The sequence below is a fragment of the Alteromonas sp. OM2203 genome (genome assembly GCF_048517045.1).
GTDB classification, from domain to species: Bacteria; Pseudomonadota; Gammaproteobacteria; order Enterobacterales; family Alteromonadaceae; genus Alteromonas; species Alteromonas gracilis.
This window is the reverse complement of the sequence record NZ_CP183209.1, coordinates 99,520-114,386: the sequence shown is the minus strand read 5'-3', so window position 1 is coordinate 114,386 and position 14,867 is coordinate 99,520. Positions and strand designations below refer to the sequence as shown.

Annotated in this window: 14 protein-coding genes; 8 read left to right on the top strand and 6 right to left on the bottom strand. The window is 45.3% G+C overall.

What is annotated here, in order from left to right; translation table 11 throughout:
* Positions 1-158: 158 nt before the first annotated feature.
* From ACM0P2_RS00540 to ACM0P2_RS00520, 5 genes are all read right to left on the bottom strand, one after another.
* Positions 159-1,928, bottom strand: a complete 1,770-nt coding sequence (locus ACM0P2_RS00540) for a BCCT family transporter (RefSeq protein ID WP_173359578.1) — start codon at positions 1,926-1,928, stop codon at positions 159-161.
* Positions 1,929-2,130: 202 nt separating this feature from the next.
* A complete protein-coding gene (locus tag ACM0P2_RS00535) occupies positions 2,131-2,448 on the bottom strand; it encodes a DUF3240 family protein (protein ID WP_159118311.1) in 318 nt (105 codons plus the stop codon).
* The gene (locus ACM0P2_RS00530; protein WP_419227098.1) at positions 2,441-5,509 is read right to left on the bottom strand and encodes an efflux RND transporter permease subunit; all 3,069 of its coding nucleotides are present in this window, start codon (positions 5,507-5,509) and stop codon (positions 2,441-2,443) included. Before ACM0P2_RS00530 ends, ACM0P2_RS00535 begins: the two co-directional genes overlap by 8 nt.
* Entirely contained in the window at positions 5,506-6,525 is a 1,020-nt protein-coding gene (locus ACM0P2_RS00525; RefSeq protein WP_419227097.1) for a hypothetical protein, read from the bottom strand. The genes ACM0P2_RS00530 and ACM0P2_RS00525 overlap by 4 nt, the downstream gene beginning before the upstream one ends.
* The gene (locus ACM0P2_RS00520; RefSeq protein ID WP_419227096.1) at positions 6,522-7,712 is read right to left on the bottom strand and encodes a hypothetical protein; all 1,191 of its coding nucleotides are present in this window, start codon (positions 7,710-7,712) and stop codon (positions 6,522-6,524) included. Before ACM0P2_RS00520 ends, ACM0P2_RS00525 begins: the two co-directional genes overlap by 4 nt.
* Before the next feature lie 104 nt (positions 7,713-7,816).
* Between ACM0P2_RS00520 and ACM0P2_RS00515 the strand changes: the two genes are divergently transcribed.
* Positions 7,817-8,326, top strand: a complete 510-nt coding sequence (locus tag ACM0P2_RS00515) for a helix-turn-helix transcriptional regulator (RefSeq protein ID WP_015065878.1) — start codon at positions 7,817-7,819, stop codon at positions 8,324-8,326.
* A 120-nt stretch (positions 8,327-8,446) separates the two neighbouring features.
* Here the strand turns inward: ACM0P2_RS00515 and ACM0P2_RS00510 are convergent, their stop codons facing one another.
* On the bottom strand, positions 8,447-8,890 hold the full coding sequence (locus ACM0P2_RS00510; protein WP_159118315.1) for a hypothetical protein: 444 nt from the start codon (positions 8,888-8,890) through the stop codon (positions 8,447-8,449).
* A gap of 137 nt (positions 8,891-9,027) precedes the next feature.
* Between ACM0P2_RS00510 and ACM0P2_RS00505 the strand changes: the two genes are divergently transcribed.
* The 7 genes from ACM0P2_RS00505 (at position 9,028) to cydB (ending at position 14,865) form a co-directional block, all read left to right on the top strand.
* Positions 9,028-9,678 carry a peroxiredoxin gene (locus ACM0P2_RS00505; RefSeq protein WP_159118316.1) on the top strand — a complete coding sequence of 217 codons (651 nt, stop codon included), beginning with the start codon at positions 9,028-9,030 and terminating at the stop codon, positions 9,676-9,678.
* Positions 9,679-9,740: 62 nt separating this feature from the next.
* The gene (locus ACM0P2_RS00500; protein WP_159118317.1) at positions 9,741-10,604 is read left to right on the top strand and encodes an MBL fold metallo-hydrolase; all 864 of its coding nucleotides are present in this window, start codon (positions 9,741-9,743) and stop codon (positions 10,602-10,604) included.
* Between the two features lie 8 nt (positions 10,605-10,612).
* On the top strand, positions 10,613-11,008 hold the full coding sequence (locus tag ACM0P2_RS00495; RefSeq protein ID WP_159118318.1) for a rhodanese-like domain-containing protein: 396 nt from the start codon (positions 10,613-10,615) through the stop codon (positions 11,006-11,008).
* Positions 11,009-11,056: 48 nt separating this feature from the next.
* A complete protein-coding gene (locus ACM0P2_RS00490) occupies positions 11,057-11,464 on the top strand; it encodes a hypothetical protein (protein WP_419227095.1) in 408 nt (135 codons plus the stop codon).
* Entirely contained in the window at positions 11,443-12,309 is an 867-nt protein-coding gene (locus ACM0P2_RS00485; protein WP_419227094.1) for an alginate export family protein, read from the top strand. Before ACM0P2_RS00490 ends, ACM0P2_RS00485 begins: the two co-directional genes overlap by 22 nt.
* A 154-nt stretch (positions 12,310-12,463) precedes the next feature.
* Entirely contained in the window at positions 12,464-13,861 is a 1,398-nt protein-coding gene (locus tag ACM0P2_RS00480; RefSeq protein ID WP_159118320.1) for a cytochrome ubiquinol oxidase subunit I, read from the top strand.
* Positions 13,862-13,863: 2 nt separating this feature from the next.
* Complete coding sequence (cydB, locus tag ACM0P2_RS00475; protein WP_173359585.1) at positions 13,864-14,865, top strand: cytochrome d ubiquinol oxidase subunit II; 1,002 nt, start codon at positions 13,864-13,866, stop codon at positions 14,863-14,865.
* The last annotated feature ends 2 nt before the right edge of the window (positions 14,866-14,867 follow it).

Genomic DNA, 14,867 nt, shown 5'->3' with positions numbered 1-14,867 from the left:
GGTGGCTACGTTAACACAGCAAGCCTTTTGTGAAAGTTAATTGTGGCGCTTCAAGATGAAAAAAGCGCCACCTTTTGGCAGCGCTTTGCTCTATAACTTACGGGTCACTTAATCACTATTTATAAGTGAACTATTATTTATGACCTGTTCGGTAAAGCCTACAGTCGCGACGGCTTGCTATGTGGGTCGCCTTCAATGTGATCTTTCGGCCCGCGCGGTTTGGGTTTTGCGGCTATGGGCACGTCGTCTTCGGCTTCCTCACCGTCCTCATCAATATCCCACGAGCCCTCTTCGCTCCATGGGTCGTCGTCTGGGAACTCGCCTATGTTAATTTCTTTTACCGAGTAGTCGGGCTGGTAACGCATGTCGTAGTTTGCGGCCCGTACAATTGAAATACACAGCATAAAGGCAACAGCTAATAGCGGTACGCCACCTATTATCGAAGCGGTTTGCAGTGTTTCTAACCCACCCACAAACATAAGCACTATAGGCATGAAAGATAGCGCAAAGGCCCAGAATAAACGGTTCCAGCGCAGTGGCTCTTCGTCTACTTCTTTTTGCACTACGGCTGCCAAAATGTAAGAAATGGAATCGAAGGTTGTGGCGGTAAATATAAGTGCCAGTAGCGTAAACACTGCAATAACTAAGTAGTCTAGCGGCAGCGTGTGCAGCATGGCAAAAATGGCTGCTGTTGGGCTTTGTTGATTCAGTATGGTAACTACATCCAGTTCGCCAGATAGCTGTAAATACAGGCCGTAGTTCCCCATTACCATGAAGAACAAGAAGCAGCCCATGGTACCGAAGAACATAGAGCCTGCCACCATAGTACGAATGGTACGGCCCCTTGAAATACGGGCAATAAATAAGCCTACACTTGGCGCGAACACCAGCCACCAAGCCCAGTAGAAAATAGTCCAGTCTTGCGGAAAGTGAGTGTCTTCAAAGCCGTTGAATTCGGCGAACGGCTCTAGCCATGTGGCCATTTTAATGATGTTACTCATTACTCGGCCAAGGGCGTCTAGGCCGGTATTGGCCATAAATAGCGTGGGCCCAACAATGAAGATAAATAGCAGTAACCCTACGGCCAGCCAAAAGTTAATGTCTGACAGCAGCTTAATGCCTTTTTTAAGGCCAACATACGCGCTGTAGCCAAATATAGCTGTACAGGTTATTAGCACCAGCACCTGCGTAGTCAGCGATTTAGGTACACCGAATAGTTCGTGCACCCCTTCGTTTATCATAGGTGCCGCCAAGCCTAGCGTGGTCGCCCCGCCGCCTAGCATGCCGAAGATAAAGCTGATATCGATAATTTTACCTAGCCAGCCGTGAGCCATTTTCTCGCCTATTACCGGCATTAGGGCTTCGGATATTTTAAGTACGCTGTGGTTACGTACGTAATAAAAGTAGGCAATAGGTACCGCAGGAATAAGGTAAATAGCCCAGGCTAACGGCCCCCAGTGGAATATGCCGTAGGCCGCGGCCCATTTGGCGGCTTCAGGGGTTTCGCCTTCTATGTGAAACGGTGGGGCTTGGTAGTAGTACACCCACTCAATCATAGACCAGTACAATATAGACGCCCCAATACCGGCACAAAACAGCATGGCAGCCCAGGATACAGGCGAGAACTCAGGCTTTTCTTCAGGCTCGCCCAGTTTTATTTGGCCGATATCGCTGAACATGATGTACACCATGAAGCCACCAGCGCCCACACCGAGTAGAAGGTATAAAACGCCCAGTTTGCTTGTAACGAATTCTTTGGCCGTGGCTACCCACTGTGCGCCTTGATCGGGCCAAATAATAAGGGGAATAGTGACGGAAAGAAGAAGGAAGAGTGAGCCAAAAAACGTAGGCTTATCAATTACGCTAAATGCGGTTTCCTGTTCTGTGCTAGCCTTTGATGAGGCTGCATCTCGGGTGTTACTACTCATACACGATCCTTTGTTTTGTTTTTATAGATGCCATTATGCTGTACCGCTTTAAACGGGCGATCTTCGAAAACAGTTTATCAGAAAAGCGTTGTATGTGTGGCGATGGTTACTTTTATGCGCATGCAGTTTAGGCGCGCTTAGTCGCTGCAATGTTATAAGCAGGCCGCACTAGCGACGTATATCTCTTAGTACACATGCTGGCTTACAGCGTTTTTTGAACTATGTGGCCCTCATCAAATACTGGCGTTATGGTATAGCGTATGGCATTTCGGCCGTTAAGTGCCTTTAGCGCTTGCAACATTGCTTGCGCGTATTCACTGTTATGGACTACCTCTACCTTCAGCATGTGCCGACCTCCAGCCACTTTCTCGGCCTTGTTCAGATGGGCGCTCTCGCGGCTAAAGCCAAAACAGGGGGATACAGTAAAACCGCTCACACTATCAAACTGAATTAGGCAATCTACCACATCAGCTTCCATTTCTTTGTCGATAAACAACGTTAATAGCTGGGATTTATCCATTTTGACGGCGCTCCAAATAGTGATAGCCAATAGGTAGAAGATATAATGTGATAAGCGTGGATGAAATTAACCCGCCGATTACGACTATCGCCAGCGGCTTTTGAATTTCTGCACCAGGCCCTGATGCAAACGCCAAAGGTAGTAAGCCAAACATTGCCGTGGTAGCGGTCATTAAAATAGGGCGTAAACGCGATACCGCCCCGCTTGCTACGCGCTCAGATAGCGATAACGACTGCCTTTTCAATGATTCGTAATGCGACACCATTACCACACCGTTTAGCACTGCCACTCCGAGTAGCGCTATAAAGCCCACTGAAGCCGGAACTGAGATGTATTCGCCGGTAATAAACAGCGCGTAAACACCGCCCATTACTGCAAAAGGCACATTAGCCATAACCAGTGCAGCCAGTTTCAACGAACCAAAAATAGTAAACAATATCAGTACAATTACAGCGATTACCAAAGGTATTACCGTAAGCAGGTTATTCGTTGCGCGTATTTGGTTTTCAAATTCGCCGCCGTACTCTATGGCATAGCCTGATGGTAAAGACACGCTAGAACGAACAGCTTTTTGCGTTGCCTCAACAAACCCCACTAAATCTCGGTCTTCAACATTTGTGGTTACAACAGCAAAGCGCATAGCTTTTTCTCGTTCAATAACTGCTGGGCCCTGTGTGCGGGTAATGTTTGCAATATCAGAGAGCATTAGCTCTTGGCCCGAGGGCATAAGTACCATCATGCTGTTAAGTACATCTGGTGATAGGATAGCGGCCTGCCCCTGCTCTAACTCGCCAAAGTAGATTGGCGTGCGCACTCTGCCTTTTATTACTTCTCCCACCTGAATACCGGTAACCTGCATTTTTAGATAGCGTGAAAGTGCCGCGTTAGTCATTCCAAACGCCATGGCCACACCTGGTTTGGGAATAATGCTAAGGAAGTCACCGCCTTCAATTAGCGTGGCATTCGTGTCTACTGCGCCCTCTTGCTTTCGCACAACGTTAGCCACGTTATTCGCGATATCCGACAGTGTTTGCATGTCAGCACCAAAAATTTTGATGGCCACCATACCCGTTGTGCCGGTTAGCATTTCAGACACGCGCATTTGTATAGGCTGCGTAAAGCCAACGTTTATACCCGGGTAGGCCTGAAGCGATTCTCGTATGGCCGCTTCCAGCGCTTGCTTATTGCTGAAGCGCCAGGTATCTGAGGGCGCAAGCTGCATAAAAACGTCGGTTTCATTTAAGCTCATGGGATCTAGCCCCAATTCGTCTGAGCCAGTTCGCGCTACAACTTGCTCTATCTCTGGAAACGACGCTAACAGCATGCGCTCTATTTGTTTGTCTATTTCAAGTGATGATGAGAGCGATATGGTTGGCGACTTTTCAAATTGCACAATAATATCGCCTTCATCCATAACCGGCATGAAGGTTTTGCCCGCTATCGAGAACAAAAGACCGCTTAAAACCAGTAAACTAAGTGCCACTACGCCTGTTAATTTAGCGTGATTAAGGACGAACGTTAAAGAGCGTCGATAGGCTAACTGAAGAGATTGCAAATACCCCGGCACACCCCCGTCTTTGGACGAAAGTAAAAACGAAGCAACCACGGGAATAAGGGTAAATGCAGTGACCAGTGAGGCAATCATGGCGTAAACAATGGTGGTAGCTACCGGTGAAAACAATTTACCTTCTAGCCCGGTTAACGTTAGAAGAGGCATGAATACCACGATAACAATAATGGTACCTGCAATTACTGGTATCGCTACCTCGCGGGTGGCACGATACACCAAATGAAGGCGAGGTAACGGTTTATTCGCACCAAGCTGCGATAGGGTATTTTCAACCACAACCACCGACGCATCTACCAGCATACCGATTGCAATGACTAACCCGCCAAGGCTCATCAAGTTTGCTGTAATGCCCGTCATACTCATAGCAAGAAACGTAAGCAGCACAACAATAGGAATAACCAGCGCAACCACGAAAGACGCGCGCACATTGCCAAGGAACACAGCCAATACAACAACAACGATAAGTACAGCTTGAGTGAGCGCATTGGTAAGGGTGCCAACAGCGGTATCAATTAACGTTTTACGGTTGTAAAAAACGTTAAGCTCGGTCCCCTCTGGCAGCGTAGCTTTCAGCGCATTTAGCTTTTCCATCACCCCTTCAACAACGCTGGCTGTGTTACTGTCTTTTAGCGCTACGATTAACGCTTGAGTAGTCTCTTCTCCGTTTCGGGTTACCCCGCCATAGCGCGTAAGGCTGCCAAGGGAGAGCGTACCGAGATCAGACAGTCTTACCGGCTGCCCGCCTACATTGCCTACTACTAACTCCGCGAGCTCTTCAAGGCTTGTGGCGCGGCTTTGCGTTCTGATCACAAGTGAGTCGGCGCCTGCTCGCACTCGCCCAACGCTTCCATTCATATTGGCTTCGGCCAGAGCTGTTTCGAGTTGATTTAAACTAAACCCATAGGCAACTAAGCGCGATAAATCGGGCGCGAACTGAAATGTTCGAGTAAACCCGCCTAATACGTTCACATCGGCAACGCCGGCTACGGTACGAAGTACAGGGCGTATTTGCCAATCGAGAATATGCTTGCGTTCTTGCAGTGAAAGATTTGGGTTTTCAATGGTGAACATAAACATTTCAGACAAAGGGGTACTCATAGGCGCGAGCCCGCCTTCGGCAATGGCTGGCAGTAAATTGGCCACACTTGCTAAGCGTGCACTTACTTGCTGCCTGGCCCAATATATATCTGTACCTTGTTCAAAATCTAGCGTTATGGATGTAATGGCGTATTTCGTGGTTGAACGCAAAATGGTTTGGTGTGGAATACCTAGCAGTTCAGTTTCTATGGGCTGGGTTATTTGCGCTTCTACTTCTTCTGCGGTCATGCCATTTGCTTTCATGATGACCTTAACTTGTGTTGGCGATATATCAGGAAATGCATCGACAGGCAGGTTCAACCACGCGTTAATTCCAAAAGCAGTCAGCCCAATGAAAGCGCTAAGTACAAACAACCTCTGTACAAGCGAAAATTGTATAATTCGGGCTATCACTCCATCTCTCCTAGTCCAATAAGCACACCTTGCACTGCGCTTACCGATGAGGAAAGCACCGGCTGGTTATTAAGCTGTGGCGTTGCTTTGATTAAGAGCGCGTCTGCACCACTTTGCCCAACCACCTCTACGGGGATAACGTTAAGCACGTTACCAGAGCGCACGAATACCGACGATTGGCCGTTCAGGTAAAACACGCTTTGTGCTGGAATTTTCAAAGCTTTAAGCTGAAAGTGACCGCTGACTTGCGCGCGCTGGCCTAATTTCAGGTTGCAGCTTTCAGGCAGTGGCTCAGACCACACTGAAGTAAGATACTCGTTAACTATTGCGTCTGTACGCGCAACTTGAACCTGGCAGTTCGCGGTTTCTATTGCTGATATTAGGCTTGCTTCATCGGCGCTTACCATGGTCTTAATTCTGAGTGAATTATTGCTAATTATGCTGCCTAGCCGCGTTGCCTCTAGGTCTTTCTCACCGTTTGCGTATAAAAATAAGCCCGCCTCTGGGGCTACCAAATATCCAATATCATCATCTTCGTCTGACTCAAACATTTCAGCAAAATGGTCTAAGTGCCCCCAGGCAAGTTTTGCGTCGTAATAAGCTTGTGCGATAGAAAACCAGGTAGACTGTGATATGGCGTTCGCTTCAAATAAGGGCTTGTTCGCATTAAACCGTTTTTGGCTGATTTTAAGCAAAGCAGTTTTGGCTTTTAAATTTTCAGTAAAATGATGTACTTCACTGCCTTTTAGCATAGCTAACTTCTGCCCTTTGCTTACGGCTGTGCCATCGGCTACAAGGTACTGCACCTGCTGCGGCGTCATAGGCGCCATAAGATGCAGTTGCGATCCCGGAAAAGGCGCTACAATGCCCGTCGATACTGCCTTTTGCACGCTTTGTGAAGGCGCTGCGTTGACGTAGGTTAAATTCAACTTCCCAAGGCTATCGATTGGGACTTCGGTCTGAGCAATAGCTGGCAGCAGAAACAAACTTGTGAAAACAAAGGTGAATAATTTCAAAGCGTAACTCCTGCGATTTGATTAACTTTTGATATCGCTTCAGCGCGACGTAGACGATTAAGTGACAGCGTTAGCTTAAGCTCCTGCTGGGCGATAAGTTGCTCTAGCCAAAATGTTTTGGGCAACACGTTACCCTGCTGTTGGTACAGGTCGGTGATCTCTACACCCAATTCAACCTGCTCCTCTATATTGTTAATGGCTTCAGTAAGGTAGTTAACCTGTTGCAATGCGTCATTGAGCTGCGTTTGTAGGCGTGTGTACGTTTCTGCCAGTGCTTCGGTAAGTTCGTCGCGTGTTGCTTTCCATGAGGCATAATTGTTTGCAGAGTTGCCTTCGCCCATTGGCAGCGGAATATTAATACTCACACCAAGCAGGTTCTCATTGCCCGTTGGCCCCCTAAGTTGCCTTGCTATAACGCCTAGCACCCAAGGAGAAAGTGATTGATCAGACTGCGCCAGGTTCATATCAATCTGAGATTGACTCAGGGTAAGTAGCCTTAATTCAGGGTGTGTTTGCAGCTTGTTTTCAAGATCACCAGCTAAAGCTTCGATAACTTGCTCTGGTAATACATCAGTACCCGTGACCTGTTTGTATTGTTTCCGCGCCTTCTCTAACGCCATTTGCGCTTTTTTCAACGCCAATTGCTGTGAAAGCTTTTCCTGCTGCCACCTTAATGAGGCGATGCGGTCGAGCTCGCCAGTTTTTGCTAAGCCTGCTATTACACCGTCTAACGACGCAATCCACTCTTGCTTTTTTAAAAGCCCATCTACTTCGGCTTTTGCAAAGAGACGCTGCCACAGTGCCTCTCTTATTAAACCGCTTGTCATGAGTCTGAACCGCGTTTCCTGAAGGTTATCCAGCGCGTTGGTAATAGACAACTGCTGAGCGTCTAGCTCTCTGCCTGCAGGTGACCGAAAGGGAAAAAACACCCCTACTTCATATTCATCGGTACCGCCTTGTGTATTGCTTGGCAGTGCAATAAGCTGCAAAGAGGCTGGCCCTTGTAACCAACGATTGATGCTTTTAACGTTATCCTGCAATTTTTCGGGGTTAACGTTATAGATTTGCTTTAAGCGCTGTGTAGTATTGTTGGTGATAGCACTTAACGTTTCAGCCGCCACGCTGCTGATTGAAAATAAGCTCGACACGAGAAAACTTAAAAGGATGAACAGATAACGGGTATTCATAAGCAGACGCCAGAGAAACTAATACCTTTAGTATTCTCCTTTATATGTCTCATCGTCATTAGACATATGTCCCATGAAGCCTTAACTAACTGTTTTTAAAGAAAATGAAAGATAAAGTAATTACTAGCCTTTTATTGCTTATCATGTTTTTAAACTTCAGAGATGTCATGGTCGATTTGTCACTGAATGTGCCTACTTCACACATTATCGAAGAATCGATGATTGTGTTACTTGCGGGTTTGATGGCTGTTTATCTTATCTTTGATATGCGTAAACGCACCCGAAAAACGAAGCTGTTACTCGCCGAGCTGAATACCGCCAATGCACGATTGAGTTCTATGAATAACAAGCTGCGAAATGTGAAAGCGCAATACTTGCACGAGGTCGAAAATCAGTTCAATGATTGGAGCTTAACCCCGAGCGAAAAAGAGGTAGCCTTATTCATGCTAAAAGGCTTAAGCACTCAAGAAATTGCAGCGGCAAGAAATACAAAAGAGAAAACCGTTAGACAACAAGCATCGGCAGTTTACGCAAAGTCTCAACTTGAAGGGCGCTATGCACTAGCCGCTTGGTTTTTTGAAGATATTCTTCAACAAGAAGATAAAGCGGCATAGCATTTCAAGTAAAGCCTGAAACTTTCAATATTGTTTAGACCCCTTACGAAAAAAAGCTTACAACAGTAGTGATTAAGCGGAAGCTTGGCAACTAAAAGCCAAGGCTTCCATTTCGCTACACTAATACGTTAAGTTCTTAAAATTGCTATTTAGTAAGCGCTCCGCTACCTCAACGGGTTTAGCAACGGTAATTCCTTCTATTAGTGCATTGTCAGAACCCGGTTTATTAGGGAGATAAAGTGGGCAAAGCTCTACTTTTGCTCCTAACTGAATTAACTTTTTAAGCATCATCGACGGTGAGGCGTCCATTGGCTTCATCGGTTTTGTTTCAGTGCTGCTTAGTGCTAAATCGCCCGCAGAACCACACAACGTTATATGTGCCTCTTTTCCATGCGCCTTTATCGTTTGAAGCGATAGCACCATCGCCATCATCTGAGCTTGTTCATTTTCTGATGTAATGACTACTGCTAGACCGTCTACTAAGTCGCTCTCTTTTGCCTCAACGAGGCCTGAAGCGCTAGCTAAGAGCGCTCCTACAACAAGTGCTTTAAAAAATTTTTTCATCATTTCATTCCTATCTAATTTCATTAAACGATTAATCCGATGAAGCTATTCTAAAAAATATATTAGAAAAACCTCATGACTCACTATACATTAAATGTGTAAGTTAAATACACCTTTAAACAAAAGAGAGCTTAATCATGACGACAGAAACTCAAAACAACGTGACTTTTCCGCAACTTAACCGCCCTGCACCTGACTTTTGTGCAAAGACAACGCACGGTCAAAAGTCACTTTCTGATTACAAAGGCAAGTGGTTAGTACTTTTCTCTCACCCTGCTGACTTCACTCCAGTATGTACTACTGAATTCATCGGTTTTGCCAATGCTGCTGACAAGTTTGCTTCACTTAATACTGAGCTACTTGGCCTTTCTATTGACAGTACGCATTCGCACATTGCTTGGGTTCGCAACATTAAAGAGAAGTTTGGCGTAACAATTCCTTTCCCAATCATTGCTGATTTGTCGATGGAAGTAGCGAAGGCTTACGGCATGGTTCAGCCTGGTGCGAGCGACACGTCTGCGGTTCGAGCAACGTTCATTATCGACCCAGAAGGTATTCTTCGCGCTATGGTGTACTACCCAATGAGCAACGGTCGAGCAGTCGATGAATTCGTAAGATTGGTTGAAGCGCTACAAACCAGCGATGCAAACAGCTGTGCTACCCCTGAAAACTGGAAGGTTGGTGAAGAAGTAATTGTACCGCCTCCTCACACTATCGAAGATGCCGAAGGTCGTGAGTCTGCGGGCTACAACTATGTCGACTGGTACTTCTGCAAAAAAGCGCTGTAAGTAAAACGCTTTTGTTGGTGGCATGAAAGCATGCCACCTTTTTCAAAATTTAGGAGATCACCATGAATATTGAAATTACTTCTTTCTTAGATAATGACAGTGAAACCTTCACTTACGTTGTTGAGGATAAAGCTTCTTCAAAAGCGGTAATCATCGACCCAGTATTAGACTTTGACTATAGCGCGGGCCGCGTGCATACCGCCAGTGCACAGAAAATTGCAAATTTTGTAGATGAACGGGGCTTGTCAGTTGAATGGGTTTTGGAAACCCATGCTCATGCTGATCACTTGTCAGCCGCTCCATTTTTTAAACGCAAATATAACGCCAAAATCGGCATCGGCGCACGCATTACTGAGGTACAAAAAATATTTAAAGCGCTGTTTAATTTAGAGAAAGAGTTTTTACCTAACGGTGCTCAATTCGATAGATTATTTGAAGAGGGTGATGTTCTTGAAGTGGGTAACATGCGCTTTGAAATCATGCATGTTCCGGGTCATACGCCAGCAGACGTTGCCTACGTACTTAATAACGAGTCGGTATTTGTGGGTGACACTATGTTTATGCCTGATGTGGGCACCGCAAGATGTGATTTTCCAGGTGGAAGTGCAACTACCCTCTATGACTCTATACATCGCATTTTGGCATTACCCAAAGAAACCAATATCTACGTTTGCCATGATTACCCTACTCAACATCGCACCCATGAAAGTAAAGTAACGGTTGGCGAACAGCGGGAATACAACATTCACGTCAAAGACGGCGTTTCAAAGGATGAGTTTGTAAAAATGCGTGAAGCTCGGGATGCGACGTTAAGTATGCCCAGACTTATTTTGCCTTCTATTCAAATTAACGTAAGAGCCGGTGAGTTACCGCCGCCTGAAAGCAATAACGTTAGTTATATCAAAGTACCTATTAATCAGCTGTGAGGTGAATGATGAAAACGCCAAAGGTATTCATTAGCGAAGTGAAAGCTGCGGTTGAGGAAGTAACGGTAGACGATTTAATGGTGGCACTGACCCAACCAGACGTCATTTTGATTGATGTTAGGGAAAGTGAGGAGTATCAACACGGTCATATTAACGGCTCGGTTAATTTTCCTAGAGGCATACTTGAAGCAAAAATATGCAGCCATCCGCTCCTTGTACATCATTGCGAGGAGCAAGATGCGATTAACGACTTGGCACAGCGCAGTGTTTACTTAATTTGTAAGACAGGCGGCCGGTCCGCGTTAGCCGCTAAATCGTTAACTGATATGGGCCATAAGTATGTGTTTTCTGTGGCAGGGGGCATGGATGAATGGCAACGTAAACAGCTGCCAATAAGTCATTAATGTGCACGGTACAGTTGAGATACCTGATGAGACAGCAGTTCAAGCAAAATGTCTTTAGTTAAGCTTTCTACCCTGTCGTTGGGTTTAGTTCTCATATTCTTACCTAACACTGTAATAGCAAATAAAACACCCGAACATAGCGTTAGAATAACGACTAATGTTCGGGTTAGATACGAATACGTAAATAATCAATTGCCTGAATCTAACGCAGCTGACGATGCGGTCGTAACAAGAATATCCACACATGCTGCTTACCAATATGGTCCACTTCAGTTTGAGGCTGAACTCATGGACAGCCGGATTTTCAAACAGGGCCAATATACGCCAGTGGGTACAGATGATTCTAATGCGTTAGAGCCCGTACAACTCGCTGCGTCTTGGCGAGGTGTAGTAGACGACGAAAATTTAGAAACGATTGCGTTAAAAGCATGGACGTGGGAAGCAGGCGCCTTATAGCCAGAAATAGATTCAGGAATACGCTCAATACCTTCGACGGCGTAAAAATTGATGCCTCTCTATCAAACCTATCAATTACGGCGTTTTATACCTTCCCTGTTACCCGAAAACCTACTTTAGATATTCATCAAAGCATTAATGATAGGGAGCTCGACTCATCAAGTTCAGACGTGCGTTTCTATGGAATTCATGCCAGCCTAAAAACATCTGTTGGTGACGTCGAATTTTACGGGCTTCAAGATCAAGACTCACTAAATAGAACACAAAGACAAACCTTCGGTAATCTGGCCAACATAAAACTTTCACAACAATTAGGTATAAATTACGAAGTAGCTCTACAGCGCGGAGATTATCGATCACAACCCATTAGCGCTAACTTTTTCCACATAGCGCTATCTTCAAGGTTCAATCGAGCTAACGTGAGTGTGTTTTATGATTTTGCATCGGGTGATGACACGCCAACAGACTCGTTTGAAGGTTTCAGCACACTGTTTGGTGCAAGAAGGTTCGAGTATGGGCCAACAGGTATTTTTGGCTTATTTGCGCGCAGCAATATGGCATCGATGGGCGTTTCGTCTGACATTCAATTAAATGAACGCAATCACCTTTTTATGCAGATACGTGCGTTCGATATACATCGAAGTAGCGTTTCAGGTCGTTTGAACGGCGAATTACTCGGTAATGGTGACTTTCTAGGTACGCTGTCTGAGCTACGTTTTCGAAGCAAAATAGCTGAAAGCGTGCAATTTGAGTCAGGAATAGCGCTTGCCAATCTAAACAGAAAAGTGGTCACAGGCGAACGACTCACTAGTTACGCCTATCTGCAGGCTAGCTATGCTTTTTGAGAGCCCCAACAAAACATTAAATATAGTTAACACACAAATTAATATGTATATTTAAAATATACATTTAAGAAGTTAGAGCGTAAAATACCGTTATCAGTCCTAAATAGGGTGAATTAAAAACCCTGTTGCGTTTATCTCTAAAGAGGCCAGCATTATGGAATTAGATCCTCTCGTACTGTCGAGAATACAGTTCGCATTTGTGGTGTGTTTTCACGCCATATTCCCAGTGTTTACGATTGGTCTGGCAAGTACTATTGCTGGATTTGAAACACTTTACTTCAAAACTGAAAACCCAATTTGGCAACGTTTGTCAAAATTTTGGATACAGGTTTTCGCCGTTGTTTTCGGCATAGGCGTGGTTTCCGGTATTGTTATGTCGTTCCAGTTTGGCACAAACTGGAGTAATTTCTCGTACGCCACCGCTAACTTCTTGGGGCCCGTTCTAAGCTACGAAGTTATCACTGCTTTCTTCTTAGAAGCGGCGTTTCTTGGCGTTCTGCTTTTCGGTCGAGAAAAAGTACCGCAAGGCGTTCATCTTTTTGCCGCTATTATGGTGGCAACAGGAACGTTTATTTCTTCATTTTGGATATTGTCAGCCAACTCTTTGCTACAAACCCCAGATGGCCTAGAGCTTATAAACGGCATTTACCACGTTAAATCCTGGGCTGACGCATTATTTACTGCTTCTTTTGGTTATCGTTTTGCTCATATGGCGCTAGCGTCATTTCTTACGGCCGCCCTTGTTGTTGCTGGCGTAAGTGCATGGTTCATTTTGCAAAAACGCGAACTAGAAGCGAATAAAAAAGCGCTGTCAGTAGCTTTATGGTTCTTATTGTTCCTTGCACCACTTCAAACTGTAGTAGGAGACTTCCATGGATTAAACACTATGAAACACCAGCCTACGAAAGTTGCTGCGATGGAAGGTAACTGGGAGACCAGCACTGGAGTACCGCTACTTCTTTTTGCTATTCCAGATAAAGAAGCGCAAACCAACCACTTTGAATTAAAAGTTCCTAAGTTAGCCAGCTTCATACTCACCCATGACTGGGACGGTGAAGTACCCGGATTAAAAGCAGTGCCAAAAGAAGAACAGCCGCCTGTGTTTGTCGTATTTTGGTCATTCAGGGTCATGGTTGGGCTTGGACTGCTGATGGTGTTGTTCGGTGTGTGGGGGCTTATTTATAGAATGGGCGGCAAAATTTATACATCGCCAGTGTTCTTACAAGGCCTTAGATTGATGAGTATAAGCCCATTCTTTGCGGTTCTAGCCGGATGGATAGTGACCGAAACAGGAAGAGCACCTTGGCTCATTTACGGCCAAATGACGCATGCAGAAGGATTAACGCCTTCGTTAACCGGTGGCATGGCATTATTCTCTCTAATTGGGTATGTGGTGGTGTACGCACTGGTATTCAGCGCGGGTATTTACTATTTGCTTAAAGTGTTCAAAGGCGGACTTGAAAAAGCTAACGCCCCTCATGAAATGGATGAAGTAGAGCGTCCTGCACGTCCATTTTCAGCTGGCCACGTGGCTATTGATGGAGACTTATAAAAATGGAACCAACATTTGATTTAACCTTAATTTGGGCAGGCATCATTGGTTTCGGGATCATGATGTACGTGCTAATGGATGGCTTTGATTTAGGCCAAGGCATTTTGTACCCCTTCGCACCCGACGAACAAGCACGTGACAAAATGATGAATTCTGTCGCCCCAGTGTGGGATGGCAACGAGACTTGGCTAGTATTGGGAGGCGCGGGACTACTCGCGGCCTTTCCGTTAGTTTATTCGATCTTTTTACCCGCTCTTTATATTGGCGTGTTTTTAATGCTAGCAGGCCTTATTTTCAGAGGCGTAGCCTTTGAATTTAGGTTCAAGGCGAAAACGTCTAAGTACTTATGGAGCTATTCATTTTCTATAGGGTCATTCGTTGCGTCGTTCGCGCAAGGAGCGGTAGTAGGCGCCTATATTCAGGGTTTCGAAACTGAGGGTTTCGCTTACTCAGGTGGCCCCCTTGATTGGTTGACGCCGTTTACCGTATTAACAGGTTTTGGTCTTGTTGTAGGCTATGCGCTTCTAGGCAGCACCTGGCTTATCATGAAAACAGATGGTGCGGTACAACAATGGGCATATAAAATTACGCCTAAGTTGCTTATCGCTCTGCTTGTTGTATTTGGTGTAGTGTCTTTCTATACACCATATGTGGATAGCACAGCAATGGTCAGATGGTTTGAAGGTTTTAGTATTATTTGGGCACTTCCGGTATTGGTATTATGGTGTGCCTATGTAGTATTTCGTTCGGTTAAAAAGCAGCAAGATGGTATGCCTTTCGTTGCTACCATGGGCATCTTCTTGTTCAGTTACCTTGGTTTACTAGTTAGCAAATGGCCTTATATTGTTCCACCAAATTTTACTATTTACGACGCCGCGTCTTCTTATAATTCGCAACTGTTTCTGTTGTTAGGTTTCTTGTTTGTTATTCCCATTGTATTAGCCTATACCAGCTGGACCTATTGGGTATTCAGAGGAAAAGTGGGCGACGCTGGTTACCATTAATC